This is a genomic window from Aeromonas sp. ASNIH8 (assembly GCF_002919855.1).
In the GTDB taxonomy this organism is placed as follows: domain Bacteria; phylum Pseudomonadota; class Gammaproteobacteria; order Enterobacterales; family Aeromonadaceae; genus Aeromonas; species Aeromonas caviae.
In genome coordinates this window covers 1-26,618 of sequence record NZ_PQLN01000056.1, presented here as the reverse complement: position 1 = coordinate 26,618, position 26,618 = coordinate 1, and the positions used below count along the sequence as shown (strand labels likewise).

The window sequence follows — 26,618 nt, the reverse complement described above, 5'->3', positions numbered from 1 at the left end:
CTTGTCGATGAGCACTCGAATAGAATATTCATGCACTCACTTTGCATTTGTATTTTCTAACAGAAACACTCCGGGGACGCAAGGAGGAGCTGATGGCCAAACTGGATTTTTTTTCACTTTATAAGAATATTATTGCGATTCCCTCTATCAGCAGCACGGATACTCGCTGGGATCAGAGCAATGAGGCGGTAGTCCGGCTGCTGGCCGACTGGTTCGGCCAGCTTGGATTCCAGTGCGAGGTGACGGCCCTGCCGGATCTGCCGGGCAAGTTCAACCTGGTGGCAACCTATGGTCAGGGAGAAGGGGGGCTGCTGCTCGCAGGTCACACGGATACGGTTCCCTTCGATGAAGGAGCCTGGACCAAAGACCCCTTCAAGGTGACCGAAGAGGGCAACCGCCTGTACGGGCTCGGCACCATCGACATGAAGGGCTTCTTCGCCTTTATCGTGGAAGCGCTCAAGGAGGTCGACCTCAAGACCCTGAGCAAACCGCTGCGCATTCTTGCCACCGCCGATGAAGAGACCACCATGGCCGGGGCCCGCGCTATCGCCGCCGCAGCCGAACTCAAACCCGACTACGCGGTGATCGGCGAACCAACCGGGCTGGTGCCCGTGGTGGCCCACAAGGGCCACATGTCGGAAGCCATTCGCATCACAGGCCGAAGCGGCCACAGTTCGGATCCCGCCAACGGCGTCAACGCCATGGAGATCATGCACAAGGCCATGGGTCAGGTGCTCAGGCTCCAGCAGGATCTGAAGGAGAAGTACGCGGATCACCGTTTCGCCGTGCCCCAGCCCACCCTGAACCTCGGCTACATCCAGGGGGGCGACAGCCCGAACCGCATCTGCGGTTGCTGCGAGCTGCACATCGACATGCGTCCCACCCCGCAGGTGGGTCCCGACGAGCTGATGGGCATGCTGAAGGAGGCGCTCTCCCCCATCGAGATCCACCAGCCCGGCTGCCTGCACCTGCAGCACCTGCACGAACCCATTCCGGCCTATGCCTGCCAGGATGACTCCGAGCTGGTGCGGGAGGCGGAAAAGGCGAGCGGCCGGGCCGCCGAGTCCGTGAACTATTGCACCGAAGCCCCCTTTATCCAGCAGCTGGGTTGCGAGACCATAGTGATGGGCCCAGGCCATATCACCCAGGCCCACCAGCCCGATGAATACCTGGATCTGTCGTTCGTCAAACCGACCACGGCGGTGCTGCAGCACCTGATCCGGCGCTTCTGCGTCTAACCAAACAGGGATGTAAGTAAGTTACATGGCAGGTGCCTTGGGACAGGTGAGGGAAATACATGTTCTGAATCGGCTTGTTATTTGACCTTGCGCAGACAATCTGGGTAGATTGTCCCCCTAAGATGACGGAGCATATGTTGTAATCGCACAACAATAAGTGAGGTCGCCTCCCGCCTGGAAGGTCAGGAGGCACCAACAAAATAAGGATGTGGAATGAACGAAAAGTACGCCGCACTACGGGCCAACGTAGGCATGTTGGGCCAACTGCTGGGTAAATCCATCAAGGATCATCAGGGGCAGGCCTTCCTCGACAAGATTGAGACCATTCGCCAGCTGGCCAAGTCTTCCCGCAAGGGAAACGAGGCAGACAGAGAGCGCCTGCTCGACACCCTGCGTACCCTCTCCGATGACGAACTGCTGCCCGTGGCCCGTGCCTTCAGCCAGTTCCTCAACCTGGCGAACGTGGCGGAGCAGTTCCACACCATCTCCCGTCGCTGCGAAGAGCAGGTCTGCACCCCGGACCCGCTGGAGCAGATGTTCGACAAGCTGAAAGCCTCCAACCTGTCCCAGGAGGCCATCATCCAGGCCGTGCGCGAGCTGGACATCGATCTGGTGCTGACCGCTCACCCCACCGAGGTGACCCGTCGTACCCTGATCCACAAGCACGTGCAGCTCAACGACTGCCTCGAGGCCCTGGAACTCTCCGATCTGCTGCCCCGCGAGCGGGACAAGATCCAGAGTCGCATCGAGCAACTGGTCAACCAGGCCTGGCACACCAACGAGATCCGCGAACAGCGCCCGACCCCGGTGGACGAAGCCAAGTGGGGCTTCGCCGTGGTGGAAAACAGCCTGTGGCCGGCCATCCCCGAATTCATGCGCAATCTGGACGAGCGCCTGCAACACCATCTGGGTGTGCGGCTGCCGCTGGACGCCGCGCCGGTCAAGTTCACCTCCTGGATGGGCGGTGACCGCGACGGCAACCCCTTCGTCACCGCCAAGGTGACCGCCGAAGTGCTGGAGCTGGGCCGCTGGATGGCGGTGAGCCTGTTCTACAAGGACATCAAGGAGCTCACTTCCGAGCTCTCCATGGCCGATTGCACCGACGCCGTGCGTGCCCGGGTCGGTGACAATCCCGAGCCCTATCGCGCCCTGGTGCGTGAGCTGCGCGAGCAGCTGCGCGAGACCCAGGAGTACCTGACCGCCAAGGTGCAGGGCCAGGCGAGCGAGAGCCGGGATCTGGTCAAGAGCACCGCCCAGCTGCGCGAGCCCCTGGAGCTCTGCTACCACTCCCTGCACGCCTGCGGCATGGGCAACATTGCCGACGGCATGCTGCTGGACGTGCTGCGCAAGCTGGCCTGCTTCGGCATCCACCTGGTCAAGCTGGACATCCGTCAGGATGGCGAGCGTCACGGCCAGGTCTTCTCCGAGCTGACCCGCTACCTGGGTGTGGGCGACTACGCCGAGTGGAGCGAAGAGGACAAGCAGGCCTTCCTGCTGCGCGAGCTGAACTCCCGCCGCCCCCTCATCCCGAGCGACTGGGATCCCAGTGCCGAGACCCGCGAGACCATCGACACCTGTCGCGTCATCGCCCAGCACGACCCCGATGCGTTCGGCATCTACATCATCTCCATGGCCGGTGCCCCGTCCGATGTCTTGGCGGTCCAGCTGTTGCTGAAGGAAGCTGGCTGCAAGTTCCGCATGCCGGTTGCCCCGCTGTTCGAGACCCAGGAAGACCTGATGGCGGGCACCGCCGTGATGGAACGCCTGCTGTCGGTGGACTGGTATCGCGGTTACATCCAGGGCCGTCAGTACGTGATGATCGGCTACTCCGACTCCGCCAAGGATGCGGGTATGATGGCCGCTGGCTGGGCCCAGTACGCCGCCATGGAATCCCTGGTGGCGCTGGCTGAAGCCAACAACATCCGCCTCACCTTGTTCCATGGCCGCGGCGGTACCGTCGGCCGTGGCGGCGCCCCCGCCCATCAGGCGATCCTCTCCCAACCCCCGGGATCCCTGCGCGGCGGCCTGCGGGTCACCGAACAGGGGGAGATGATCCGCTTCAAGTTCGGCCTGCCGAAGGTGGCCATTCAGAGCCTGAACCTCTACACCAGCGCCGTGCTGGAGGGGAACCTGTTGCCGCCGCCCAAGCCGAAAGAGAGCTGGCGCGCCGTGATGGAGCAGCTGGCGTCTGTCTCCTGCGATCACTACCGCAGTATCGTGCGCGGTCACCCGGACTTCGTGCCTTACTTCCGCGCCGCCACCCCGGAGATGGAGCTCGGCAAGCTGCCGCTCGGTTCCCGCCCCGCCAAGCGCAAGCCCAACGGCGGTGTCGAGAGCCTGCGCGCCATCCCCTGGATCTTCGCCTGGACCCAGAACCGGCTGATGCTGCCGGCCTGGCTCGGCGCCCACAAGGGGTTGCAACAGGCCATCGACGACGGCCAGAAGAGCGTGCTGGACGAGATGAGCCGCCAGTGGCCCTTCTTCCGCACCCGTCTCGAAATGCTGGAGATGGTGTTCCTCAAGGCCGACCTCTGGCTGGCGGAATACTATGACACCCGCCTGGTGCCGGAGAACCTGTGGGCACTCGGCAAGCAGCTGCGTCAGGAGCTTGCCGACTCCATCGAGGTGGTGCTGAAACTGCGCCCGCAGGGCGACCTGCTGGACGATCAGCCCTGGATCAAGGAGTCCATCAAGCTGCGCAACCCCTACACCGACCCGCTCAACGTGCTGCAGGCCGAGCTGCTCAATCGCTCCCGCAACCACCCGGAGACCCTGCACCCCGAGCTGGATCAGGCGCTGATGGTCACCATCGCCGGCATCGCCGCCGGCATGCGCAACACCGGCTGATCCCGGACCGTTGCAAACAAGGGCGCCCCGGCGCCCTTTTTCGTCTCTGCCGGGCACGGGGATCCCGATATTGCCGCCAGCACAGCCCCCTCTAAGGGCAAAAAACATCCACAACAAACAGGGCGCCATGATGGCGCCCTGTTTTATTTCGCGACATAGCCTCTCATCAGGATACCTGGTTGCGACCACGACGTTTTGCCTCATAAAGTCGCTGGTCCACGCACTGAAGCCAGTCATCCATGCGCCTGTAACTCATCTGATAGGGGGTGAGCCCCACGCTGATGGTGACGGTGATCGCCTGGTGCTGGTACAGGAAGGTGTGCTGCTCCACCTGGCGCCGGATGCGCTCCATGATGGTGTGGGCCTCCTCCAGGGTCGTGCCCCGCAGCAGCAGGATGAACTCCTCCCCGCCAAATCGCGCCACCAGATCCTTGCTGCGCACCGCCTGCATCAGGAGCCCCGCCAGCGACGCCAGCACGGCATCTCCGGCAAGGTGTCCATATACATCATTGATTTGCTTGAAGAAGTCGATATCTATCAAGGCCAGGCAGCAGGCCTCCCCTTCGGCGGGATGGTGCTGGACGTGATCCAGCAACACGTTGGCCTGCTGGAAAAAGCTGCTGCGGTTGGGCAGCTTGGTCAAGAAGTCGTGCTCGGCGTTGAAGCGCAGCACCCGCTCCATGCGGCTGCGCTCGTCCTCCAGGTTGCGGGCGTGGATAAGGGTGCCAAGGGCCGTGGTGAGGGGCTCGAGCAGGCTGACATGGGTCTCGTCAAAGCCGCCCGGGCGGTTGGCCAGGGCGATCATGCCGATCGCCTCCCCCTTGTGGCGGATGGGAATGCCGAGGAAGCTCTCCAGGTGTGGATGACCACGGGGGGAGACACCGCGACTGGCTGGATGGCTCGGCAGATCGTTGCAGCACACCAGGGTATTGTGGGTCACCACGTGCCCAAACAGGTTGTCGAGCTTGCTGAAGATGAGCCCGCCCCGACTCTGGCGCTGCTGCTCATACCAGGCATGGGTCGCCTCATCCCAGGAGACATTGGAGATGGAGGGGACATAGAGACTGGGGCGGCCATCCTCGTACTGAATGATGCCGATGAAACCATAGGAGCTTTCGCTCACGCTCAGCAGCCGCTCGAAGACGGTGTCGCAGGCGGAGCCGAGATTGCGATCGAGCAGAAAACTCTGGTGAGCGGCCACCACGATGTCAAACAGCTGGCTCTGCTGCTCGACCCGCTGCTTGGCCATCACAGCCGAGGTAATGTCGTGCGCCAGCTTGACCACCCCCAACAGGATGCCTGCCTCGTCGGTCACGGGCATGTAGGTGGCATGGAGCCAGAGGGGGTTGCCACCTTGCCTGACCCGGCGAAACTCCCCCGACTGGATCTCGCCACCCAATACCCTCTGCCAGAAGAGATCATGCTCCGCCTGCAGATCCGGCGGCAAGAGCATGAGATGGGACTGGCCCAACAGCGCTTCGGGGGGATAACCCAGCATGTCGCAAAACAGGGGATTGACCGACACCATGCGACCATCGAGATCGAACTCGACCATGCCATAGGCCCGATCAAGGGCGGTCAGCCTGGCGAGGGTCTCATATCGATCCATCGCGTCGATATCGCGAGCGCAAAGTGCTGTGGTATTCATGGCTACGATTCCTTTCGATCGCCGGCGCATTGCATTGGAATGCGGGGACAAGTGCCCAAATCATAGGATCCGGCACCCGGTTACGCTAACACAGGCCCCGATTGGGTGTGAAGACTGGTTCTTGCCACATCCGGCTCCCGGGCGCAGACTGTCTGGCCTTGCCACGGTTCGAGGAGACCCCATGACACCCGCCATCAACTTGCTGAAAAAGCTCAAGATCCCCCACAGGCTTTACCCCTATGAGTGCGAAGCCCACGACGACTTCGGCAAGCATGCCGCTACCCAGCTGGGCCTGCCCGAGGCGCAGGTGTTCAAGACCCTGCTCGCCCATCACGACAAGCAGGCGGTGGTGGCCATCGTGCCCTCCTCGGGCATGTGCAGCCTCAAGCAGCTCGCCAAGGCTACCGGGCTCAAGAAAGTGGAGATGATGAAGCCGGCGGAAGCCGAAAAGCTGACCGGCTACAAGGTGGGCGGCATCAGTCCCCTGGCCCAGAAGAAGCTGCTGCCCACCGTGCTGGACGACTCCGCCATGGCCTTCGACGAGATCCTGGTGAGCGGTGGCAAGCGGGGGCTCTCGGTCGGCGTAGCCCCCGGGGACATGGTCCGGCTGATGAACTGGATTGCGGCCCCCATCGGCGATCATCACGACTGAACAAACAAAAGAGGCGCCATGACTGGCGCCTCTTGCGTCTGGATGTCGGATCTGGCGCCTTGCGTGCGAAGCGCCCAAGGAACCCGACCGGGAGCCGCCCATCCCGGCGGGTGATCTGCCGCCCTCAACACGCCCCAGAGCGGCAGGCGGCGGTCAGTTCGGAGAGTCGGCGACGCTGACGCCCGGCATGGTCGAAGTTGCCGTCCTCCAGCCAGCGCTCGAAGCACCCTTTCAGGGCGGGCCACTCGCTGTCGATGACGGAGAACCAGGCCGTATCCCGGTTGTGTCCCTTGTCCACCCGCGCCTGACGGAAGGTCCCCTCATAGTGAAAGCCCAGGCGCAGGGCCGCCTGGCGCGAAGGCAGGTTCAGGGCATTGCACTTCCACTCGTAGCGCCGGTATCCCAGAGCAAAGGCATTGGCCATCATCAACACCATGGCCGCCGTCGCCAGCCGTGACTGCTGCATGGCGGGGGAGAAGTGCAGCCAGCCCACCTCGATGCTGCCCGCCAGGGGATCGATGCGCAGGTAGCTCGCCAGTCCCAGCGCCCGTCCGTTCCCCTCGTCGATGATGCCGTAGAACTGGGGATCCCGCTTGGTGGCGACCTCCCGCAGCCAGACCCCCATGGCGGTCTCGTCCGCGAAAGGGCCACTGGTCAGGTAGGTCCACATGGCCCCGCTGTCGGCACCGAACGCCTGCCACAGATCCCCCAGGTGGCGCTCGGGATCAAGGGGCTCGAGACGACAGCCCCAGCCATGCAGTGCGCGGTGGGGAGGGAACTCGGCGCCGCGCCATTCTGGCAGCGCACGCCCCAGAGGCTGCCCAAAGTCGTTGAAAAGGGCGGCGCCGGACAGGGAGGCATCGCCCCCCTCATTGCAACGTTCAACAGGCACAGGCAATTCCCCCTTCCAGCAGCACTCCGGGCTCGCTGCCCGTGGCGACGGCGAAACCGTCCTGACGCCACCAGTGCAGACCCCCTATCAACTCCTTGACCTCAAACCCGAGGGACGCCAGCTTGTAGGCCCCCTGGGTCGAACCGTTGCAGCCGATGCCGTCGCAATAGCAGACATACACCAGGTTCCGGTCCAGTACCGCCGTGGTCGACGCCGTCATGGTCCTGTGGGGGAAGGAGATGGCGCCGGGAATGTGCCCCTCGGCATAGTGTGCGGGGGAGCGGGTATCGATGACCACGATGCCCGCCACCCCGGCCAGCAGATCGGCGGCCAGATCCGCCGGATCGGTACGAAACTTCAGCTGGGCCTCGAAAAAGGCGCTGGCTTCGGCGGCCCCTGCCACCCCTGTGCTCAATACATGACTCATCCTGAACGCTCCTGATGACTAGATGACGATCTCTGTGGTGACGACGGTGTTGACAGAGTTGGCGATTAAGCAGTCCTCATGGGCCTGGTGGTGCAACTGCTCCAGATCCGCCAGGGCGGGCTCCTGCTCTCCCCCGAAGATCACCCTGGGACGCAGGGTGACCCGGGTCATGGCGAGGCGACCTTGCCCGTTTTTCGCCATGATGCCGACCGCTTCGTCCCGGTAGCTCTCTACCCGATAGCCCGCCTTCGCCGCCAGCCAGAGAAAGGTGAGCATGTGGCAACTGGAGAGGGCCGCCACAAACGCCTCTTCCGGGTCCACATGTTCCGCCACCGAGTAGGGCAGCGGCACCACATGGGGAGAGGAGGAGGCCGGCACCCTGACCCCGCCATCAAACGCCCACTCATGGGACCGGCTGTAACGCTGATCGACGAAGGGCTCGTGCTCCCCCCGCTGCCAACTGATGGTGGCACTGTATTCCGACATGCAGACTCCTTGTGTTGCCAATCCGTGCCGCCCGCTGGCGCCACCCTGTGACCACCAATGTAGCGACAAAATGGCCTTGCCACGCCGACCAATTTTGCCAATATGGGCAGACCAATTTCATCGAGCCGCCACCATGACCATCCACCCCACCCGCTCTGCCCGTCGGTCGCCAGCCCCACTGCCGCGCCATGCCCTGCGGGCAGGCTCCCTGCCTCGAAAGAGGTGCAACCCCCGCGCCAACGGGAGCACACCATGACCGTTCTGCCAACGCTCTTCGCCAGCCAGCAGCAAGGGGATCTGCCCCTGCACGAACAACTGGTGCGTACCCTGCGCGAGGCCATCCTGGCGGGCCACCTGCCCCTGCACAGCCGCCTGCCCGCCAGCCGTCTCCTGGCCCGGGATCTCGGGATCTCCCGCAGCACGGTGGAACTGGCCTATGGCCGGCTTGAGGCGGAGGGGTATCTGGTGCGCAAGGTGGGCGCCGGCAGCTTTGTCGCCCTGGCGGCGGTGCGCCCCGCGCCGCGCCCGCCCCAGTCAGCGGCTGGCCTCTCCCGTCGCGGCCAGGAGATGGCCCTGGGTGGCGCCTGTCACGACGTGCCCGAGGTGGGCACCACCTTTGCTTCCAGCCAGCCGGATCCCCGTCTCTTCCCCCAGGCACTCTGGGGTCGGTTGATGCAGCAACAGTGGCGCCAGCGCGCCAGCGACTGGATGAACTACGGGGATCCCCAGGGGCTTGGGGAACTTCGCGCCGCCATCAGCAGCTATCTGGTGCAATCACGCGGCGTGGTGTGCGAGCCGGATCAGATCCTGATCCTCACCAGCTCCCAGCAGGGGATCCTGCTGGCGACCCAGTTGCTCATCGATGCCGGTGACACCGTCTGGGTGGAAGACCCCGGTTATCCCGGGGCTCGCACCGCCATGGAGAGCGCCGGTGCCCGGGTGCATCCGGTGCCGGTGGATGAAGAGGGGCTCAACCCTCATGGGGATCATCCTGCGCCGCGCCTCATCTACTGCACCCCGGCACACCAGTATCCCCTTGGCGTCCCCATGAGCCTGCCCCGCCGCATGGCGCTGCTGGCCGAGGCAGAGCGTCACGGCGCCTGGATCCTGGAGGACGATTACGACGGGGAGTACCAGTATGATCAGCGTCCCCTGCCCGCCCTGCAGGGGCTCGACGGCCAGGGGCGGGTGATCTATGTGGGCACCTTCAGCAAGGTGCTGTTCGGCTCGCTGCGTCTCGCCTACCTGGTGCTGCCCAGGCCGCTGATGGACTCCTTCTGCCGCGCCCGGGCCGCCGTCGACGGCCACAGCAACCAGTTGCAGCAAGCGGTCACGGCAGACTTCATCCGGGGCGGGCACTTCGCCACCCACCTGCGCCAGAGCCGCCTCCTCTACCAGAGCAGACGGGATCTGCTGCTGGCGGAACTGGCCGAGCACTGCCCGGGGCTCACCCCCATCCACAGCGGCGCCGGCCTGCAGTGCGCCGTGCTGCTGCCCCCCGGTGGCGAGGCGCGCTGGACCGATGCCGCCAACGCCTGCGGGCTGGGGCTGCGTCATCTGGGCCAGTTCTACCTGGGCCCGCCGACGCTGGAGGGGTGGCTGCTCGGCTTTGGCTGCCTCGACAACCAGACGCTGCGCCAACTCTGTCGTCGCCTGGGTCTCTTGATGAAATCCGCATGACCCCCTTCTCAAGAGGTCAGATCTGCCAGAGCCTGATAGCGCTGTGTCGACGGGAATGGCCCGTCTATACTGGGCACAATCCCGTTGCCGAACCCGGTCAAGATGCATCGAATCCTGCTCCTTTTGCTCGCCCTCTCCCTCCCGTCCCTCACGATGGCGGCCACCCGCTTCACCCTGATCACCGGGGAAACCCAACAGGATGTCCGCATGAATTATTACCGGGCGGCGATGCAGCTGGCGCTGGAGAAAACACGGCCCGATTACGGCGACTATGAACTGCTCGACGCCATCAGGATGAACAAGCCGAGGATGCGGCTCGAAGTGCAAACGCCGGGCAAGAATGCCCTCTTCATCGTCGACAGCTGGCCCCAGGAGATCCCTCAACCCGGTGTCAGCCTGGTCCCCTTCCCCATCGATCTGGGCGTGCTCGGCTACCGGGTCTGTTTTGTCGGCAGCGCCCGTGCCCAGGCCCTGGCCAGGGTTCACACCCTGTCCCAGTTGCAGCAGTTCACGCAAGGGGTGGGCACCGGCTGGCGGGATGCCGACATCCTTCGCTACAACGGCTTCAGGGTGCAGGAGGTGGATAACTATGAGTCACTGTTTCGCCTGGTGGCCCGTGGCCGGATCGATCCCTTCTGCCGTGGTGCCAACGAGATATTGAGCGAGTGGAAAAACCACAGACCCGGCCTGCCGGGGCTGACCGTGGATAGCCATGTCGCCCTCTTCTATCCGCTCATCCACTCCCTCTATAGCCACGCCACCTACAGCAAGGAGCGCGAGCGCCTTTTGCGCGGCCTGCAACTGGCCTGGAAAGATGGCTCCCTGCAGCGCCTCTGGCGCCAACATTTCCAGCCTTCCCTGGTCTTTGCCCGGCTCGATTCACGCCAGATCTTCCGGCTGACCAACCCGCAGTTGCCCGACGAGAGCACCGACTACCGCTCCTATCTCTATGACCCGATGAGGGATGACTTTGGCATCGCTCCCTGACTGGCTCGCCGGTTCTCCCCTGTCAGGCAGGCTCCCCTTGCGCACTTTCTGTCTGGCGCTGCTGCTCTGGTTGCTGCCGACCTGCGTCATGGCCGCCCCCGGCAGCATTCGTGCCTGCATGGAGAACAGCGATTCGCCTCCCTGGTTGCTGATGTCCGGCGAGGGGATAGTGCAGTTCCACCTCAAGGAGGTGGCAAACCGGATCGGGCATCCCATCATTCTCACCCCCCTTCCCTGGAAACGCTGCCTCTCCCTCGTCAGCCAGGGCCAGCTCGATGCCGCCGTCAAGCTGAGCTACAGCGAAGAGCGTGCTCGCACCATAGGGGTCTATCCCATGCGACACGGAGCACCTGATCCCGCCAAGCGCCTGCTCACCGAGAGCTACAGCCTCTACCAGCCAAAAGGCGGACAGGTTCGCTGGGATGGCCGGCAGCTCGTCGCCCCTGGCGTCATTGCGGCGCAGTCCGGTTTCTCCATCGTCGCCCAACTGCGGGAGAGCGGTGTCAGGGTGGATGACTCCAGCAGGGAACCACTGATCCTGCTCAAGAAGGTCGCGATGCAGCGCGCCGTTGCCGCCGCCCTGCAAACCGGGGTCGCAGAACGGACCCTGGCCGCCCACCCGCAGTTGCAGGCCACACTCGAGCGGATCACCCCTCCCCTGGTCGAAAAACCCTACTACCTCATCTTCTCCCACCCCTTCCATCAGGCCCACCCCGATCTCAGCCAACAGGTGTGGGACGAGATTGAGGAGGTGCGACACTCCGCAGCCTATGCCCGCTTCGTCACAGGCATGGCGTCACCGGGGACCCCCTAACCCCAGACCCGCTCCTCAGCCCTGCTCGCGGCACAGGGCAAGCCAGGCCTCGGCGGTGCGGGAGAGGTAGCGATCCCCTGGCCAGATCACCCCGAGTCGCCAGCTCAGCGCCGGGGCCAGAGGGCGCAACACCAGCCCGTCCGGCGTCAGCCGCCGGCAGATGGGCTCCGGCAGGAAGGCGACCCCCATGCCGCTTCGCACCATGGCGGTGAGAAAGTCCCACTGGCTGCTGCGGGCCGCCACCTGGGGCACGAACCCGGCTTGCTCGCAGGCCTGCTCCAGCCGCTCGCTCAGGGTGAAGGCCTGGGTATAGAGCAGGAAGGGTTCGTCCCGCAGAGCCTCCAGCCGGATCTCGCCCCCCTCTCGCCAGCGGGGCAGGTCCGGTAGCACCACCCGGATGGGGTAACTGTCCAGATCCAGGGCGCAGAGGGCCCCCTCTTCCCTGGTCGGCAGCATGGTGATGGCGAGATCCAGCTCCCCCGCCAGCACCGCCTGCTCGATGCGCCGCCCGCCATATTCGACGATGGAGAGCTCCACACCGGGGTAGCGGCTGCGATAGGTACGGATGAGATCCGCATAGACATGACCCACCATGGGCGGGATGCCGAGGGCAAGACGCCCGGATTGCAGGCTCTGCAGATCCGCCAGCTCCGCCTCCAGCTGCTGCATCTCCGCCAGGATGGTCTGGGCCCGATTGAACAGCACCTGGCCGCTGTCGGTCAGGGTGAAGCGGCGGCCGACCCGGCTCAGCAGGGGCTGGCCCAGCTCCTCTTCCATGTTGCGGATCATTTTGCTGATGGTGGGCTGGGTGACGAACAGCTTCTCGGAGGCGCGGGTGAAGCTCTGCTCCCGCACCAGCTCGACGAAGTAACGCAGGGCTCGAATATCCATGGTGCTCTCTTGACGGGGATGGCTGGCTAAATCATGCCTCTTTGGCATGATTTTGATAATTTAAATTCATTTTTTGCAGGTTTGGTCCCTCTCTATACTGTGAGCAGGTTCACAGAAAGACGCTTGCCATGAAAACCCTCTGCCTTCGCTGGTTGCAAACCCCCTTCCAAATCGCCCTGCTGGCGGCCATCTGGTTGCTGGCCGACATCGCAGTGCGCACCTTGCACCTGCCCCTGCCCGCCAACCTCACCGGCATGTTGCTGCTGCTGGTCTGCATCCTGCTCGGGGTGGTCAAGGCCCAGTGGTTCAGTGCCGGGGCCCGCTGGCTGCTGGCGGAGATGCTGCTCTTCTTCGTCCCTGCCGTAGTGGCCGTGGTCAACTATCAGGAGCTGCTGCTGCAGGAGGGGTGGCGCATCATGGTGGTCCTGATCGTCAGCACCGTGCTGGTGCTCGGCACCACGGCGCTGGTGGTGGACAGGGTCTATCGCCTCGAGCTGAAGCTGGCCCGCCGGAGTCGCCGCCATGTCTGACACCCTGCTCGGCCTGCTCTGCTTCGCCCTGACCCTGCTCTTCTACTACGCCAGCAAGTGGCTCTATGGCAAAAAGCGCATCCTGCCCCTGATGCCGCTGCTGCTGGCCCCCACCCTGCTGGTGGCCGTGGTGATGCTGTTCCACATTCCCTACCGGGACTACATGGCCGAATCCCACTGGCTGCTCTGGCTGCTGGGCCCCGCTACCGTCGCCTTCGCGGTGCCCGTCTACGAGAATCGCCAGCTGATGCGCCGCCACTGGCTCTCCCTCTCGGTCGGGGTCGTGGCGTCCGTGGTGATGGCGGTGGGCAGCACAGTGCTGCTGGCCCGCTGGCTCAACCTCTCCGAGCTGTTGCAACGCAGCATGGCCATGAGATCCATCACCACCCCCTTCGCGGTGGAGGCGACCCGTTCCGTGGGTGGCAACGCCGATCTCACCGCCCTGTTCGTGGTGCTGACCGGCGTCATCGGCATGGCGGTGGGAGAAAGCGTGCTCACCGTGCTCGCCATCCGCAGCCGCCTTGGCAAGGGCGCGGGCTTTGGTGCCTCGGCCCACGGGGCCGGGACAGCCAGGGCCTATCAGATGGGCAACGAGGAGGGGGTGGTCTCCAGCATGGTGATGATGATCGCCGGCATGGCCACCGTGCTGCTCGCCCCCCTCCTGGGCCGGCTGTTCTGGTAACTCCACTACCCGATAACAGAAGAGGCGCCCTGGGGCGCCTCTTCTCATTGCATCGTGTCACGCAGCCTCAGAGGCTGGCGCAGATCTGCCAGAGATCGTACTGGATGGCGGCGGCCGTCACTTCCCGGCCCGCTCCCGGCCCCTGGATCACCAGGGGGTTGGTGCGATAGCTGTCGCTCTCGATGGCGAACACGTTGTCGCAGGGCAAGAGGTTGGCAAACGGGTGATGGGGCTCCAGCGCCTCCAGCCCGACGCGGGCCTTGCCGTCGTGCTCGAAGCGGGCGACATAACGCAGCACCTTGCCGACCCGGCGCGCCCCCTCGAAGGCGGTCTGGATAGGGTCATCCAGCTCCTTGAGCCTGTCCATGAACTGATCCGCACTCACCTTGCGCAGGACCACCGGCACCAGGTTCTCCAGCTCGATGTCGGCGGAGTCGAGTTCGAAGCCCGCCTCCCGCGCCAGGATAAGCAGCTTGCGGCGCACATCCTGACCGGAGAGATCCTCCCGGGGATCCGGCTCGGTCAGGCCGTGTTGCCACGCCTCGTCCACCAGTTCGGAGAAGGGGCGAGTGCCATCATACTGCTGGAACAGCCAGGAGAGGGTGCCGGAGAAGATGCCGGAAACCCCCTGGATGCGGTCACCGCTCTGACGCAGCATCTGGATGCTGGACTGGATGGGCAGCCCGGCCCCCACGGTGGCGTTGTAGCGCCACTGCACCTGATGGTCGCGGCAGGTCTGCTTGATGCGCTGGTAAAACTCGCTGTCGGCGGCACCGGCAAACTTGTTGGCGGCGATGATGTGGATGCCGAGCTGGGCAAAGTCCGGGTAGTAGCGGCTCACCGTCTCGCTGGCGGTCATGTCGAGCGCGATCAGGGAGTCAAAACTGTGCTGCTCCAGCTGGGAGAGCAGCTCCGGCCAGATGAGCGGCTTGGGATTGAAGTTGTCCTGTACCTTGAGGGGATCCAGCCCCTCTTCGTCCAGCAGCCCGCCCTTGGAGTCGAAGACCCCGTAGAGGGTGAGCGCCAGATTGAGCTCATGCTCGAGGCGCGCCTTCTCGCGGGCGTAGAGCCCCAGCCAGTGACCACCGATATTGCCTTTGCCGAACACCACCAGCCCGACCCGGGTCGGGCGGCTGAACAGGGCACTGTGCAGAGCGATGAGCAGCGGCTCCAGCACGATCTGGCGCAGCACGGCCACCAGGCTCAGGCCGTCCTTGGCCACCTGCACGAACTCCAGAGGCTGATCCGCCAACAGCTGGTAGAAACGGTGGCACTGCTCGGCATTGTCGGTGACGCCGGCTCCCACCAGGGCGACCAGGCTGAACCCCTCCTTCTGGATGAGGCCGGTAAAGTTGCCCTGCAACTGGAAGTCACGGAGCACCTCGAAGGCCCCTTGTGCCACCTCCAGGGTGTAGGCCAGACGCAGGACCCGCCGATCCGGCTGGCGCTGCAGGGTGAGCGGATGGAGGCGATGGCGGGCCAGATGGGCCTCGATGGCCGCCACTGTCTGCTCAAAGTCAGTCTGCGGCAGCACCTTGAGCTCGATGAGGGCTATCTGATCCACCGAGGAGACGATGCGGGCACCGCCGGAGCGGGGTGCACGGCGCAGGATGTGGGTGCAGCCTTCGTCCGGATTGTAGCTGCAGCGCAGGGTGAGGCGCTGACGGCTGTCGGCCACCGGCTGCAGGGTACGCGAATGCAGCACCGAGGAGCCCAGGCGCGCCAGCTCGTTGGCCTCGGCCAGGCTCAGGCGCTCCAGCAGACGCGCCTCTTTCACCCGGCGCGGGTCGGCACTGTAGACCCCGGCCACGTCGCTCCAGATGGTGGTCGACTCCCCGTCCGCCAGCGCCGCCAGGAGGCTGGCACTGTAGTCGGAGCCGTTGCGCCCCAGCAGCAGGGAACGCCCCTCCATGTCGGCGGCGATGAAGCCGGTCACCACGATGCGACCGGCGTGCTCGGCCAGGCGGGCCTTGAGCAGCTCGCTGGAGAGGGCGGTATCCACCTTGATGAGGGCGCCGTCTTCTGCGCGCAGGAAACTGCGAGCATCGAGCCAGGCGGCCGCCTCACCCCGGCTGGTGAGCAGGGCAGCCAGCAGACGGGCGGACCACACCTCGCCAAAGGCGAGCAGGCCGTTGCGCTCGAAGCGGTCAAACTGCCCCTCCAGGGTCTTGGCGATCAGCTGCATGTCGTCCGTCAGTTGCTGGCTCAGATCGAGGTGAAGATCCCCTTCCAGCAGGCCGTCGATCAGGCTCTGCTGATAGGCGTGCAGGGCGGTGATGGCTTCGCCTGCGGCCTCATCCCCCGCTTCCGCCAGCTCCACCAGCTGGATCAGCCGGTTGGTGGTCTTGCCCGCGGCGGAGACCACCACCAGCTCGTTGCCCCCCACCTGTTGCTCGACGATGCTGGCGACCCGGCGATAACAGACCGGATCCGCCAGGCTGCTGCCGCCGAACTTGTGTACATGGCGCCGCTTGAAGACTGCCTCTGTTGCCACCACACACTCTCCTTGTTGTTGTTCCATTACTTCACCTGCTCTGCCTGTTGTGCCAACTGCGCCTGTTCAAACCCCTGGGCCAGATCGGCCACCAGATCCTCACCGTGTTCAATCCCCACCGACAGGCGCAGCAACTGGGCACTGATACCCGCCGCCTGCTGGGCCGCAGGGGTCATGGCCCTGTGGGTCATGCTGGCCGGGTGGGCCACCAGACTCTCCACCCCGCCGAGGGACTCCGCCACCGAGAAGAGGCGCAGTCCCGCGAGGAAGGCGCGCAGCCCCGTCTCGTTGCAATCGAGCTCAAAACTTAGCATGGCGCCAAAGCCGGACTGTTGACGGCGCGCAATGTCGTGGCCCGGATGGCTCGGCAGGCTGGGATGATAGATCCGCTTGACCAGCGGCTGCTGCTGCAAGAAGGCGAGGATGCGATCCGTGTTCTCCTGATGGGTGCGCAGGCGCGGGGCCAGGGTGCGCAGGCCCCGCAGGGTGAGGTAGGAGTCAAAGGCACCGGAAGTGAGCCCCAGGCAGTTGGCCCACCACACCAGGGAGTCGGCAAGAGCCTGATCCTTGGCGATCGCCACCCCCCCTACCACGTCGGAGTGGCCGTTGATGTACTTGGTGGTGGAGTGGACCACCACGTCGGCACCAAGGGCCAGGGGCTGTTGCAGCAAGGGGGAGAGGAAGGTGTTGTCCACCACCACCTGGGCCCCCACCTCGTGGGAGGCCTCGGCGATGGCGGCGATGTCCACCACCCGCAGCAGCGGATTGGAGGGGGTCTCCACCCACACCAGTGCGGGTTTCTGGGCCAGCGCGGCGGCCAGCGCCACCTCGTCTCCCTGATCCACGAACTGCACCTGGTAGTGGCCCTTGGCCGCCAGATACTCGAACAGGCGCCAGGTACCGCCGTAGCAGTCGTGGGGGGCGATCAGCAGATCCCCCGCCTTGAGCAGAGCCGTGGTCACCAGGTGAACGGCCCCCATGCCGGTGCCGGTCACCACGGCGCCGGCCCCCCCTTCCAGGGCCGCCAGGGCATCCGCCAGATTGGTGCGGGTCGGGTTGCCGGAGCGGGCATAGTCGTATTGACGGGGCTCGCCAAAGTCGGCAAAGGTGTAGTTGCTGGAGAGGTAGATGGGGGGCACCACGGCACCGTGCTGCGTATCTGTCTCAATCCCGGTGCGTACCGCCAGGGTGGCCTTGTGGGTCATGTCACTCTCCTTGATGGGTTGCCGGAGCCGGTCCGCCTCGTGGGTCGTCCAGCCCCGCTCTCATTTTCGCTGGCCGGACTGCCGGCCCATGGTGCACCACACTACGCCACCTTAAAAAAGCCGTCAACACTTCTAGACGTCTAAATGGCTTTGCTGTTGGATTGCCATTGAATTCCTTAAGGGTTAAAATCCGCGCTCACGGCCAAACGACTACAGGTGGAACATGGGTACAGAGTGGAACGGCGACTACGTCAGCCCCTATGCAGAGCACGGCAAGAAGAGCGAACAGGTCAAGAAGATAACCGTCTCGATCCCGCTCAAGGTGCTGAAGGTGTTGACCGATGAGCGCACCCGTCGCCAGGTGAACAACCTGCGTCATGCGACCAACAGCGAGCTGCTCTGCGAAGCCTTCCTGCACGCCTTCACCGGCCAGCCGCTGCCCTGTGACGACGACCTGCGCAAGGATCACCCGGACAGCGTCCCCGCCGAGGCCCGCGCCATCATGGAAGCCCTTGGCAAAGAGATCGAAGACTTCGACGCCGAGTAATGCGGCTGCCCATGGCAAACGATGCATCCCTTTCAATGATGCGGCCCGGTGCCGCGTCATGCTTATCTGCCGCCTCCCCCTTCAGCCTGCGTCACTACCAGAGCGACATGCAGAGCCACAGTCATGACCACGCCCAGCTGGTGATCCCCCTCGTCGGCCCCCTCGAGATCGAGGTGCAGGGTCGGGGATGTCGCCTCGCCCCCGGTTTTGCCTGCATCATCGCCCCTGGCCTTCGCCACGACTACGCCGCCGACCCGGCGCACGTGTTTCTGGTGCAGGAGAGCCACTGGCTGCCGGCCGCCCTGGGGGACCACCCCTTCGTCGAGCTGGATGAGGCCCAGCGCCACTACCTCGCCTTCCTGCACCGCATGGTGGCCGAGGGGCGCCACGTGGCCGGCATGGATCAGGTGTGGCTCGGGCTGCTGACCGAGGGACGCGGCATGGGCCCCGCCGTCGCTCCCCGCATAGCCCCTCGTATCGCCAAGGTGCAGCGTCATATGGAAGCCCACCTCGCAGACCCCCTCACCAACGAGGAACTCGCCGCCATCGCCTGCCTCGGCCTGAGCCAGTTCAAACACGCCTTTCGCCAGCAGGTGGGCACGAGCGTCTCCCACTACCTCAGGATGCGGCGTATGGCGCTGGCCCGCACCCTGCTCGCTCGCACCCGGCTGCCCGTCGGCGAAGTGGCCAGCCGCTGCGGCTATCAGAACCAGGGAGCCTTTGCCGAGCGCTTCCTGGCCGAAACCGGACTGACCCCTTCCCTCTGGCGCCGGCAAAACGGCTGCCTGCCGTAATCGGTCGGCTCTTTGCCGAAGACAATCCCCGGGCATTCGAGGCATGCTGAGGCTCATGCAAGGTATGGGCAACGAGGAGCCAAGATGCAGACCATAAGCTGGCAGGATTTCGAGATGGTGGAGCTCAGGGTGGGCACCCTGGTGCGGGTCGAGCCCTTCCCCGAGGCGCGCCGCCCCGCCTACAAGGTGTGGGCGGATTTCGGCCCCGAGCTCGGGGTGCGCAAGAGCAGCGCCCAGATCACCGACCTCTATCGACCGGAGGATCTGGTGGGCCGCCAGATCGTCGCCGTGGTGAACTTTCCCCCCAAGCAGATAGGCCCCATCCAGTCGGAGTTTCTGCTGACAGGCTTCTATCGCCCGGATGGCGCCGTGGTGATCGCCATCCCCGAGCAGGCGGTGGAGAACGGCGCCAAGCTGGGGTGAAACACGGCAAGGCAACCAGAGAGCAGAAACAAGAGAGGCGACCCCCGGGGTCGCCTCTCTTGTTTGATGCTGACGGCCTGGCTTATTTCAGCAGGCTGAACAGCAGGGCCGAGACCGCCAGGGCACCGGTCAGCAGGATGAAGCCGTTGACCCAACGGTGACGGAAACGGGCCAGCGCCTCCACCTTGTAGATGGCCACCACCGGCATGATGAAGAGGATCATGGCGATGACGGGGCCGGAGAGGGTCTCCATCAACCCCAGAATGCCCGGGTTGATGATGGCGGCGCCCCAGATGGCGAAGAACATCAGGGCGATGCCGAGCTTGTCCGCCTTCGCCAGCGGCAGGCCGGTGGGCTTGGCGATCAGGCTTTTCAGGCTTTCGCGGGCACCGAGGAAGTGGCCGAGGAAGGAGGAGCTGATGGCGATGAAGGCGATGAGCGGCCCCAGGGTCACGATCACCGGGTTGTCGGTGATGTTGGCGAGATAGGAGAGCACGGAGACGTTCTGGGCCTTGGCCTCGGCCAACTGGGCCGGGGAGAGGCTCAGCACGCAGGAGAAGACGAAGAAGAGCACGAAGCCCACCAGCATGACGGTGGTGTTGCGCAGGATCAGGCCGCTCTTGGTTTCGGCCTGCTCCCCGTATTCCCGGCGCTGCACGTTGGCAAAGCCCGAGATGGCGGCGGCGTGGCTGAAGGCAAACACGGTGACCGGCAGCGCCAGCCAGACGGTGTTGAGGAAGCTCGTACCTTCAAAGGCGGTCACTTCCGGCCACTGCCACTGGGGAATGAGGTAGCAGGAGAGGGCCAGCAGGATCGCCGCCAGCGGGTAGACCATGACGGCGAAGGCCCGCAGCATCGCCTTCTCGCCGGCCAGCATCACGGCGATCATGGCGAACACCAGCACGCCGGAGAGCATCACCCGATCCGGGGAGGCCAGACCGAGCTGATTGACCATGAAGCTCTCCACCGTGTTGGTCAGCCCGACACCGTAGATGAGCAGGATCGGGAAGATGGAGAGGAAATAGAGCGCCGAGATGAGGCGCCCGGCCATCTTGCCGAAGTGCTCCTCGGCCACCTCGGTGAAGTCGGCCTGGGGGCGCGACGACGAGAGCACGAAACGCGCCAGCCCGCGGTGGGCCAGGAAGGTCATGGGACCGGCCAGCACGGCGACGATGACGAGGGGCCAGATCCCCCCCAGACCCAGGTTGATGGGCAGGAACAGAATGCCGGCGCCGACGGCGGTGCCGAACAGGCTGATGACCCAGTGGGTGTCGTGGCGACGCCAGCCGGTGCTGGCCATGGTGGAGTGGGAACCGGACAGCTCCCGTGAGACGTTTGCAGATAAACTCATCGATAAATCACTTTTACGTAGTATTAAAATCTAAAAACATTGTGCTCCTTTAGCATTTAATTCTCAAAAATGGAGGCTGGCAGATCTCACTGGCAAAGCCCTGTTCCACCAGTGAGATTGGGAGGAAATTTCACCCCGGATTATTCAATTAATCCTGACATTAACCGAAAGATAGGAATATAAAACCAAAATAAAAACCCACACCGATTCTTTGTTTCGATGAAATTCATGTTTTCAGAATTAAATGATATTTATGCCAGTGCAGCCAGATTGGATGTGATGATCCACTGCCGTTATTGCCATCACTAGCGAATCTCCCTGAAATCCCCGTAACCAGCCAGTGGATCACACCAATGCAATCAGGCGACCCTGTGGTCGCCTGATTGCATTCCCTGCGAGCTGGTCGACCCGTCAGTGGGCCAGAATGCGTCCCCAGGCGAGATCCGGGTCCCCCATCACGATGAAGTCCGGGTTCTCCAGCGACTCGGTCTCGTTGTAGCTCAGCGGTTGCAGCGCCAGGCTGAGGATGCGGCCCCCTGCCGCCTCCACGATGCATTGGGCGGCAGCGGTATCCCACTCCCCGGTGGGGCCCAGGCGCACGTAGCAATCCGCCACGCCTTCCGCCACCAGGCAGGACTTGAGGGAGCTGGAGCCGAGCGGGATCAGCTCGTAGTGGATGGCCGGGTTGAGACGACGGGTCAGGTTCTCCAGTTTCTGGCGGCGGCTGATGGCCACCACCAGGGAGTCAGGCTGATCGTGTTCATGATGGATGGCGCTGATGGGACGGCTCTCGCCGTTCGCCTCCTTGAAGGCGCCGTGACCACGCACCGCCCAGTAGAGCAGATCGGATTCGGGGGCGTAGATGACCCCGAGCACCGGGACATTGTCCCGCACCAGGGCGATCAGGGTGGCGAAGTCGCCGCTACCGGCGATGAACTCGCCGGTGCCATCGAGGGGGTCCACCAGCCAGTACTGGCGCCAGTTGGCACGCTGGCTGAAGGGGATGTCGGCCGCCTCTTCGGTCAGCACGGGGACATGGGGAGTGAGCGCTGCCAGCGCCTGTTTGAGGTAGGCATCGGCAGCAAGATCGGCACTGGTGACCGGGGTCGCATCCTCCTTCAACTGGCGTTCGAACTGACCGCCGCGATAGATCTCGTGAAGGATCCTGCCCGCCTCACGGGCGATCTCCTTGACCTCGGGTATCCAGGCCAACAACTCCTGCATGGTGCTTACCTCTGCCTCTGATTGCCAAACAGACCCTCTGCGGGCTAATTTCCCTGCTCCGCCAGCCATTTGCTGGCCAGCAGCAGGGCACTGATGCTGCGCGACTCGGTGAAGTCCGGTCGTGCCAGCAACTCGTCGATCCGGTTGAGGGGCCAGGGGATCACCTCGAGAGGCTCGGGCTCGTCACCGACCCGCTGCTCGGGGTAGAGATCCCGCGCCAGCAAGATGTCCATCCGGCTGGAGAAATACCCCGGCGCCAGCGACACCTGCTTGAGCAGGGTCAGGCTGCTCGCCCCGAAGCCCGCCTCCTCCATCAGCTCCCGGTTGCCCGCCTCGAAGGCATTTTCACCGGGGTCTATCAATCCCTTGGGGAAACCCAGCTCGTAGGAGTGGGTGCCCGCCGCGTACTCGCGCACCAGCAGCAGGGTGTGGGCATCGAACAGGGGCACCACCATGACGGCACCCCGGTTGCCGCCGCGCATCCGCTCGTAGACCCGCTCCTCGCCGTTGGAGAATTTCAGGTGAAGGGACTCCACCTTGAACAACCGGCTCTCGGCCACGATCTCGGCCTTGAGGATCTCCGGCTTGCTCTTGTCATGGGCCATGGTCTCGACACTGAGGTGGACGGGATTGCGCTTGTGGGGATCGCTCATCGGGGGCTGACTGCTCGTTAAAAAATCGTGTTTCAAGAGTAAACGACTCCCCTGCCGAACACCACGGGACAAAGAGGGGAAAGATGTCTGAAAAATCCGTTATAATGCGCCCCGTTTTTCCCATCACCACAGACATCGCGAGGCCCCATGTCGACTCCCCTGCCCTGGCACCAGATTGATACCGTGTTGCTCGACATGGATGGCACCCTGATCGATCTCCATTTTGACAGCCATCTGTGGCAAACCCTGGTGCCGGCGCGCTACGCCGAGCGACTCGGCCTGCCGCTGGCCGAGGCGAAGGCGCAGATAGACACCCACTATCATGCGGTCAACGGCACCCTCGACTGGTACTGCGTGGATTACTGGACCCGGACGCTCGGGCTCGACATCCGCGCCCTCAAACAGGAGATCCTGGAGAAGATTCAGTGGCGCCCCAACGTCATTCCCTTCCTGGCCGCACTCAAGGCCGCCGGCAAGCAGGTGGTGCTCTTCACCAATGCCCATCCCGCCAGCCTGTCGGTGAAGGATGCACGCCTCGGCCTCGCCCAGCACCTCGACCTGATGGTGAGCACCCATGAGCTCGGGTGGTCGAAGGAGAGCCAGCACTGCTGGCAGGCACTGGCCGAGCGGCTGGCGTTCGACCCGGCCCGCACCCTCTTCGTGGATGACAGCGAGCGGATCCTGGCCGCCTCGGCCGAGTTCGGCATTGCCCACCAGCTCGGCATCCGTCACCCCGACAGCCAGATGCCGCCGCTCACCTTCCAGCACTTCCCGGCGCTCGACGACTACGCCGACCTGCTCCCTCTCGGCGCCTGACACGCACAAGGCCCTCTTCATGAGGGCCTTGTCACATAAGCTCAACAGCCTGCCGAGCGCATCCCGTTCATGAAAGCCCTCAGGCCGCATCGCGCGGGGCCAACACCCCCATGCTGGCCAGGTAGTCGAGGGCGCTTGGGGTGAAGCCAACCTCCGTGAGGTGCGCCGCCGTGAAAGGGGCTGCATGCAGAGGCAGGCCGCGGCTCACCCGTTCCATCCAGTCCGGATTGCCAAGGGCCGCCGTGCCCACCGCCACCAGATCGGCGCCGCCGGCCAGAGCCCGCTCCGCCGAATCTGCGTCGCTAATCTTGCCCGCCACCATGAGCGGCACCCGCCCGGCCAACCCGATCCTTACCGCCTCCAGCAGGGCGCCGCCGTCGGGATCCCCCGCCACTGCCTTGAAGCTGTCCCCCATGGAGAAGTGCAGGTAGTCGATCCCCTCGTTCGCCAGCAGGTGCGCCACCGCCAGCTGATGGGCCAGTTCGATGCCCTGGATATGGGCATAGCTCTCGGGGGAGAGACGCACCCCGACCAGGAAGCCCCGGGGTAGACGGGCGCGAATGCCGCGCACTATCTCCACCAGGATCCGCGCCCGGTTGGCGAGGCTGCCCCCCCAGCGGTCGGTGCGCCGGTTGTGCAGGGGGTTGAGGAAGTTGCAGAGCAGGAAGTGGTGGGCTGCGTGCAGCTCGACCCCGTGCAGGCCGGCGCCATGGGCCCGCTCCGCAGCGCTCACAAAGGCATCAATGAGCGTCAGAATCTGCTCCTCGCTCAGCCCCTTGACCCCGAGGGGGTAACGCCCGCCCGGCGCCAGCGCGCACGGGCCGACCGGCGCCCCGTCGTTCAGCTCGGGCAGAGCCCGCATCCCGCCGTGATGCAGTTGCACCACCGCCAGCGCCCCGGCCTGCCGCGCACTGTCGGCCAGGGCCGTGAAGGCCTGCTGCTGGGCGTCCGTCATCAGGGCAGGCTGCCCCGCCCAGCAGCGTCCGCCGGGCCGCACCTGGGTGGCGGCGGCGATGAGCAGGCCGAAGCCGCCACGGGCGCAGCGCGCCAGCCAGTCGAGCTCGGCCTGGCCGGGATCACCGCCTGCGCCGCTCATGTTGTGGGTCAAAGGGGCCAGCACGGCCCGGTTCTTGAGCCGCAATCCGGCTCGCTCGAACTGGAAGCTGTCGCCCAGTGTCTTGTTCATCGTCCTCTCCCGGGATCGCAATGGCATGGCGGCCACTATAAACCCGGGCCAACAGGATATAATCAGGCGCACAAGCAAGACATTCATTCCCAGCAAGACACAATAGGCCACCCCTCATGAGTCACCACAAGCTCGACACTCTCTACCTGATGCGCCTGCTGGTCGCCATCGTCCGCTGTGGATCCTTCGCCGCGGCGGCGGCCCGCCTGGGCATCACCCCGAGCAAGGCGTCAAAAGATCTGCGCCACCTGGAGCAGAGCCTCGGCAGCGTGCTCCTGAGCCGCACCACCCGCCGGGTGCAACTGACCGACGCAGGAGAGCTCGCCTACCGCCAGGCTGACCAGATGATCGCCCTGCACGAGCAGTTGCTGGACGGCCTGCAGCGCCGCCGCTCGGCACTGTGCGGGGAGCTGCGCATCACGGCGCCGGATCTCTGGGGAGAAGTGGTGCTGACTCCGGTGCTGCTGCGCTTTCGCGCCGACCACCCGGAGGTGCGGATCATCGCCGACTTCAGCAATACCCCGGCCGACCTGCTGCGCGACAACCTGCACGTGGCGTTTCGCAGCACTGAGCTCGGCACCCAGCCCTACCTGGCGCGCCCCATCGCGGTGGACGATCTGGTGCTCTGCGCCAGCGCCGACTACCTGGACCGCCACCCGCCCCTCACCACACCGCAGGATCTGCACCAGCACAGCCTCATCACCCGCAGCCAGGAGTACGGCCGCCACGAGTGCTGGCCCCTGCTTGCCCAGGGGCGCGAGATCCCTCTCGAGGTAGCGGGCGAACTGGCCTTCAGCAGCAAGAAGGCGATTCACCAGGGGATGCGCCAGGGACTGGGGATAGCCCGCCTGCCGCGCTACCTGGTGGCGGCCGAGCTGGCCGAGGGGGGGGTGCGCGAAGTGCTGCCGGACTATCGCCCCAAGGGGGCCCATTTCTACGCCCTCTATACCCAGCGCCGGGCCGAGTCGGCCCTGGTCGGCCACTTCCTCGACTACGTCATCGAGGCGCTCACCCCTTCATGAGTAGATCACCAGGTGGTACTGCTTCTTGCCCCGGCGCAGCAGCAGGTAGCGGCCGAACAGCCGATCGTCGGCGGTGAGCGGCTCATCCCGGCGGATCGCACCGTTGACGCTGACGGCTCCCGCCGCCAGCAGCTCGCGGGCGATCCGCTTCGAGTTGGCCAGGCCGCACTCCACCAGCAGGGTCACCAGATCCGTTTCCCCCTTGATGCAGCTGCTTGGCATGCCATCTTGCGCCAGCTGGGCCAGATCGCTCTCCCCAAGGCGCGCTACCTCGCCACTGAACAACGATTCGCTGATGCGCTGCGCCGCCGCCAGCGCCCCCTTGCCGTGTACCAGTTCGGTCAGCTCGTCCGCCAGCACCTGCTGGGCCAGCTTGCGCCCCTGCCGCTTCGCATCCTCTGCTTCCAGCGCCTCAATCTCGGCCAGCGGCATAAAGCTGTAGTAGCGCAGGAATCGGTAGACATCCTCGTCTGCGGTACCGAGCCAGAACTGGTAGAAGGCGTAAGGGGAGGTGAGCGCCGGGTCGAGCCAGACGGCGCCCCCCTCGGTCTTGCCGAACTTGGTGCCATCGGCCTTGGTGATGAGCGGCAGCGTCATGCCATAGACCTGGGCCTGATGCAGCCGCCTAAATAACTGATCCTAATAGTGCTACACCTTTGCTGTGCCATAGCCATTCCCCGGGAAAGGAGACACGGTATCCATGAAGTGTTTCACTCGAGCCAGCAGGTTGGCCATCCCTCTGCATTGATGATTGCGCGTGATGGTTTCATGCAACTTGTGCCACAGCCGTTCTATGTGATTAACCCAAGGACTATAAACTGGCTGGAATACCAGGCAGAACTTAGGGTTTTTCTTCAACCATCGCTCGGTCTGTTTGCTTTTGTGAATGATGTAGTTATCGAGGATCAGCGTGATGGTTTTGGCTCGTCGGTAGTGGCGACGCAGCTTTTCCAGCATGGCGATAAACAGGGATGAGTTTTTCTTTATCCCACTGACGTAAAGCGGGAATTCAGATAATAAGTGCGACACTCATGGATGAATGGCGAGAGGTGGCCAACTGCTGATTGGTGGTACCCTTCTGCTCGCCAAAGTAAAAGCAGTATCACCATGAGCTATCAGCAGTTGACCG

Annotated in this window: 24 protein-coding genes and 2 pseudogenes; 13 read left to right on the top strand and 13 right to left on the bottom strand. The window is 64.4% G+C overall.

Features of this window, described 5'->3' with window-relative positions:
• The first annotated feature begins 92 nt into the window (after positions 1 to 92).
• Entirely contained in the window at positions 93 to 1,238 is a 1,146-nt protein-coding gene (argE, locus tag C3418_RS14875; protein ID WP_103858799.1) for an acetylornithine deacetylase, read from the top strand.
• Positions 1,239 to 1,451: 213 nt separating this feature from the next.
• The gene (gene ppc / locus C3418_RS14870) at positions 1,452 to 4,085 is read left to right on the top strand and encodes a phosphoenolpyruvate carboxylase (RefSeq protein ID WP_010675692.1); all 2,634 of its coding nucleotides are present in this window, start codon (positions 1,452 to 1,454) and stop codon (positions 4,083 to 4,085) included.
• A gap of 166 nt (positions 4,086 to 4,251) precedes the next feature.
• Here the strand turns inward: ppc and C3418_RS14865 are convergent, their stop codons facing one another.
• A complete protein-coding gene (locus tag C3418_RS14865; RefSeq protein ID WP_045522052.1) occupies positions 4,252 to 5,733 on the bottom strand; it encodes a sensor domain-containing diguanylate cyclase in 1,482 nt (493 codons plus the stop codon).
• A 181-nt stretch (positions 5,734 to 5,914) separates the two neighbouring features.
• Here C3418_RS14865 and ybaK point away from each other — a divergent pair, with 181 nt between their 5' ends.
• Positions 5,915 to 6,385 (top strand): Cys-tRNA(Pro) deacylase, encoded by a 471-nt coding sequence (ybaK, locus tag C3418_RS14860; protein WP_010675694.1) that lies wholly within the window; start codon positions 5,915 to 5,917, stop codon positions 6,383 to 6,385.
• 124 nt (positions 6,386 to 6,509) lie between these two features.
• Here the strand turns inward: ybaK and C3418_RS14855 are convergent, their stop codons facing one another.
• Genes C3418_RS14855 through C3418_RS14845 form a run of 3 tightly spaced genes read right to left on the bottom strand, consistent with a single transcriptional unit; the run spans position 6,510 to position 8,190 of the window.
• Entirely contained in the window at positions 6,510 to 7,277 is a 768-nt protein-coding gene (locus C3418_RS14855; protein ID WP_223930335.1) for a GNAT family N-acetyltransferase, read from the bottom strand.
• Entirely contained in the window at positions 7,267 to 7,704 is a 438-nt protein-coding gene (locus C3418_RS14850; protein ID WP_069651919.1) for a rhodanese-like domain-containing protein, read from the bottom strand. The genes C3418_RS14855 and C3418_RS14850 overlap by 11 nt, the downstream gene beginning before the upstream one ends.
• 18 nt (positions 7,705 to 7,722) lie before the next feature.
• Positions 7,723 to 8,190, bottom strand: coding sequence for an OsmC family protein (locus C3418_RS14845; protein ID WP_103858798.1), 468 nt, complete (start codon positions 8,188 to 8,190; stop codon positions 7,723 to 7,725).
• Positions 8,191 to 8,442: 252 nt separating this feature from the next.
• Here C3418_RS14845 and C3418_RS14840 point away from each other — a divergent pair, with 252 nt between their 5' ends.
• From C3418_RS14840 to C3418_RS14830, 3 genes are all read left to right on the top strand, one after another.
• A complete protein-coding gene (locus C3418_RS14840) occupies positions 8,443 to 9,870 on the top strand; it encodes a PLP-dependent aminotransferase family protein (RefSeq protein ID WP_103858797.1) in 1,428 nt (475 codons plus the stop codon).
• A 102-nt stretch (positions 9,871 to 9,972) separates the two neighbouring features.
• Entirely contained in the window at positions 9,973 to 10,857 is an 885-nt protein-coding gene (locus tag C3418_RS14835; protein WP_244058996.1) for a hypothetical protein, read from the top strand.
• A 37-nt stretch (positions 10,858 to 10,894) separates the two neighbouring features.
• Complete coding sequence (locus C3418_RS14830; RefSeq protein ID WP_244058995.1) at positions 10,895 to 11,671, top strand: ABC transporter substrate-binding protein; 777 nt, start codon at positions 10,895 to 10,897, stop codon at positions 11,669 to 11,671.
• A 15-nt stretch (positions 11,672 to 11,686) separates the two neighbouring features.
• On the opposite strand, the gene C3418_RS14825 is transcribed toward C3418_RS14830, so the two are convergent.
• On the bottom strand, positions 11,687 to 12,562 hold the full coding sequence (locus C3418_RS14825; protein WP_039040573.1) for a LysR family transcriptional regulator: 876 nt from the start codon (positions 12,560 to 12,562) through the stop codon (positions 11,687 to 11,689).
• A gap of 128 nt (positions 12,563 to 12,690) precedes the next feature.
• Between C3418_RS14825 and C3418_RS14820 the strand changes: the two genes are divergently transcribed.
• The gene (locus tag C3418_RS14820; RefSeq protein WP_039040574.1) at positions 12,691 to 13,092 is read left to right on the top strand and encodes a CidA/LrgA family protein; all 402 of its coding nucleotides are present in this window, start codon (positions 12,691 to 12,693) and stop codon (positions 13,090 to 13,092) included.
• Positions 13,085 to 13,774, top strand: a complete 690-nt coding sequence (locus C3418_RS14815; protein WP_010675703.1) for an LrgB family protein — start codon at positions 13,085 to 13,087, stop codon at positions 13,772 to 13,774. Before C3418_RS14820 ends, C3418_RS14815 begins: the two co-directional genes overlap by 8 nt.
• 67 nt (positions 13,775 to 13,841) lie before the next feature.
• Here C3418_RS14815 and C3418_RS14810 read toward each other — a convergent pair whose 3' ends face one another.
• Entirely contained in the window at positions 13,842 to 16,295 is a 2,454-nt protein-coding gene (locus C3418_RS14810; protein WP_103858796.1) for a bifunctional aspartate kinase/homoserine dehydrogenase II, read from the bottom strand.
• Positions 16,295 to 17,473, bottom strand: coding sequence for a cystathionine gamma-synthase (gene metB / locus C3418_RS14805; RefSeq protein WP_103858795.1), 1,179 nt, complete (start codon positions 17,471 to 17,473; stop codon positions 16,295 to 16,297). Before metB ends, C3418_RS14810 begins: the two co-directional genes overlap by 1 nt.
• A 223-nt stretch (positions 17,474 to 17,696) precedes the next feature.
• On the opposite strand from metB, the gene metJ reads away from it, so the two are divergent.
• From metJ to C3418_RS14790, 3 genes are all read left to right on the top strand, one after another.
• The gene (gene metJ, locus C3418_RS14800; RefSeq protein ID WP_005327165.1) at positions 17,697 to 18,020 is read left to right on the top strand and encodes a met regulon transcriptional regulator MetJ; all 324 of its coding nucleotides are present in this window, start codon (positions 17,697 to 17,699) and stop codon (positions 18,018 to 18,020) included.
• A 35-nt stretch (positions 18,021 to 18,055) separates the two neighbouring features.
• Positions 18,056 to 18,814, top strand: coding sequence for an AraC family transcriptional regulator (locus tag C3418_RS14795; RefSeq protein ID WP_103858802.1), 759 nt, complete (start codon positions 18,056 to 18,058; stop codon positions 18,812 to 18,814).
• Positions 18,815 to 18,898: 84 nt separating this feature from the next.
• Entirely contained in the window at positions 18,899 to 19,237 is a 339-nt protein-coding gene (locus tag C3418_RS14790; protein ID WP_010675707.1) for a tRNA-binding protein, read from the top strand.
• Positions 19,238 to 19,319: 82 nt separating this feature from the next.
• Here C3418_RS14790 and C3418_RS14785 read toward each other — a convergent pair whose 3' ends face one another.
• The 3 genes from C3418_RS14785 to nudE all read right to left on the bottom strand — a co-directional run bounded on the left by C3418_RS14785 (position 19,320) and on the right by nudE (position 22,465).
• Positions 19,320 to 20,588, bottom strand: coding sequence for an aromatic amino acid transport family protein (locus C3418_RS14785; RefSeq protein ID WP_103858794.1), 1,269 nt, complete (start codon positions 20,586 to 20,588; stop codon positions 19,320 to 19,322).
• A gap of 411 nt (positions 20,589 to 20,999) precedes the next feature.
• Positions 21,000 to 21,812: a 3'(2'),5'-bisphosphate nucleotidase CysQ gene (gene cysQ, locus C3418_RS14780; protein ID WP_010675709.1), complete on the bottom strand. Its 813-nt coding sequence runs from the start codon at positions 21,810 to 21,812 to the stop codon at positions 21,000 to 21,002.
• A gap of 44 nt (positions 21,813 to 21,856) precedes the next feature.
• Entirely contained in the window at positions 21,857 to 22,465 is a 609-nt protein-coding gene (nudE, locus tag C3418_RS14775) for an ADP compounds hydrolase NudE (RefSeq protein WP_039040577.1), read from the bottom strand.
• A gap of 147 nt (positions 22,466 to 22,612) precedes the next feature.
• On the opposite strand from nudE, the gene yrfG reads away from it, so the two are divergent.
• Positions 22,613 to 23,281, top strand: a complete 669-nt coding sequence (gene yrfG, locus C3418_RS14770; RefSeq protein ID WP_041211711.1) for a GMP/IMP nucleotidase — start codon at positions 22,613 to 22,615, stop codon at positions 23,279 to 23,281.
• Between the two features lie 79 nt (positions 23,282 to 23,360).
• Here yrfG and C3418_RS14765 read toward each other — a convergent pair whose 3' ends face one another.
• The gene (locus C3418_RS14765) at positions 23,361 to 24,467 is read right to left on the bottom strand and encodes an NADH:flavin oxidoreductase (RefSeq protein ID WP_103858793.1); all 1,107 of its coding nucleotides are present in this window, start codon (positions 24,465 to 24,467) and stop codon (positions 23,361 to 23,363) included.
• A 116-nt stretch (positions 24,468 to 24,583) separates the two neighbouring features.
• Here C3418_RS14765 and C3418_RS14760 point away from each other — a divergent pair, with 116 nt between their 5' ends.
• A complete protein-coding gene (locus C3418_RS14760) occupies positions 24,584 to 25,489 on the top strand; it encodes a LysR family transcriptional regulator (RefSeq protein WP_103858792.1) in 906 nt (301 codons plus the stop codon).
• Here the strand turns inward: C3418_RS14760 and tyrS are convergent.
• Both tyrS and C3418_RS14750 read right to left on the bottom strand, forming a co-directional pair.
• Positions 25,484 to 26,122: pseudogene (gene tyrS / locus C3418_RS14755) on the bottom strand (tyrosine--tRNA ligase); the annotation flags it as partial. The gene C3418_RS14760 and the pseudogene tyrS overlap by 6 nt on opposite strands.
• A 15-nt stretch (positions 26,123 to 26,137) precedes the next feature.
• Positions 26,138 to 26,491 (bottom strand): annotated as a pseudogene (locus C3418_RS14750) (IS630 family transposase); the annotation flags it as partial.
• Positions 26,492 to 26,618: the final 127 nt, after the last annotated feature.

Excerpts from the sequence above, each read along its gene's own strand:
- argE (WP_103858799.1), top strand. The coding sequence starts at position 93 with ATGGCCAAACTGGATTTTTTTTCACTTTATAAGAATATTATTGCGATT.
- ppc (WP_010675692.1), top strand. The coding sequence starts at position 1,452 with ATGAACGAAAAGTACGCCGCACTACGGGCCAACGTAGGCATGTTGGGC.
- C3418_RS14865 (WP_045522052.1), bottom strand. The coding sequence starts at position 5,733 with ATGAATACCACAGCACTTTGCGCTCGCGATATCGACGCGATGGATCGA.
- ybaK (WP_010675694.1), top strand. The coding sequence starts at position 5,915 with ATGACACCCGCCATCAACTTGCTGAAAAAGCTCAAGATCCCCCACAGG.
- C3418_RS14850 (WP_069651919.1), bottom strand. The coding sequence starts at position 7,704 with ATGAGTCATGTATTGAGCACAGGGGTGGCAGGGGCCGCCGAAGCCAGC.
- C3418_RS14845 (WP_103858798.1), bottom strand. The coding sequence starts at position 8,190 with ATGTCGGAATACAGTGCCACCATCAGTTGGCAGCGGGGGGAGCACGAG.
- C3418_RS14840 (WP_103858797.1), top strand. The coding sequence starts at position 8,443 with ATGACCGTTCTGCCAACGCTCTTCGCCAGCCAGCAGCAAGGGGATCTG.
- C3418_RS14835 (WP_244058996.1), top strand. The coding sequence starts at position 9,973 with ATGCATCGAATCCTGCTCCTTTTGCTCGCCCTCTCCCTCCCGTCCCTC.
- C3418_RS14825 (WP_039040573.1), bottom strand. The coding sequence starts at position 12,562 with ATGGATATTCGAGCCCTGCGTTACTTCGTCGAGCTGGTGCGGGAGCAG.
- C3418_RS14820 (WP_039040574.1), top strand. The coding sequence starts at position 12,691 with ATGAAAACCCTCTGCCTTCGCTGGTTGCAAACCCCCTTCCAAATCGCC.
- C3418_RS14815 (WP_010675703.1), top strand. The coding sequence starts at position 13,085 with ATGTCTGACACCCTGCTCGGCCTGCTCTGCTTCGCCCTGACCCTGCTC.
- C3418_RS14810 (WP_103858796.1), bottom strand. The coding sequence starts at position 16,295 with ATGGAACAACAACAAGGAGAGTGTGTGGTGGCAACAGAGGCAGTCTTC.
- metB (WP_103858795.1), bottom strand. The coding sequence starts at position 17,473 with ATGACCCACAAGGCCACCCTGGCGGTACGCACCGGGATTGAGACAGAT.
- metJ (WP_005327165.1), top strand. The coding sequence starts at position 17,697 with ATGGGTACAGAGTGGAACGGCGACTACGTCAGCCCCTATGCAGAGCAC.
- C3418_RS14795 (WP_103858802.1), top strand. The coding sequence starts at position 18,056 with ATGATGCGGCCCGGTGCCGCGTCATGCTTATCTGCCGCCTCCCCCTTC.
- C3418_RS14790 (WP_010675707.1), top strand. The coding sequence starts at position 18,899 with ATGCAGACCATAAGCTGGCAGGATTTCGAGATGGTGGAGCTCAGGGTG.
- C3418_RS14785 (WP_103858794.1), bottom strand. The coding sequence starts at position 20,588 with ATGAGTTTATCTGCAAACGTCTCACGGGAGCTGTCCGGTTCCCACTCC.
- cysQ (WP_010675709.1), bottom strand. The coding sequence starts at position 21,812 with ATGCAGGAGTTGTTGGCCTGGATACCCGAGGTCAAGGAGATCGCCCGT.
- nudE (WP_039040577.1), bottom strand. The coding sequence starts at position 22,465 with ATGAGCGATCCCCACAAGCGCAATCCCGTCCACCTCAGTGTCGAGACC.
- yrfG (WP_041211711.1), top strand. The coding sequence starts at position 22,613 with ATGTCGACTCCCCTGCCCTGGCACCAGATTGATACCGTGTTGCTCGAC.
- C3418_RS14765 (WP_103858793.1), bottom strand. The coding sequence starts at position 24,467 with ATGAACAAGACACTGGGCGACAGCTTCCAGTTCGAGCGAGCCGGATTG.
- C3418_RS14760 (WP_103858792.1), top strand. The coding sequence starts at position 24,584 with ATGAGTCACCACAAGCTCGACACTCTCTACCTGATGCGCCTGCTGGTC.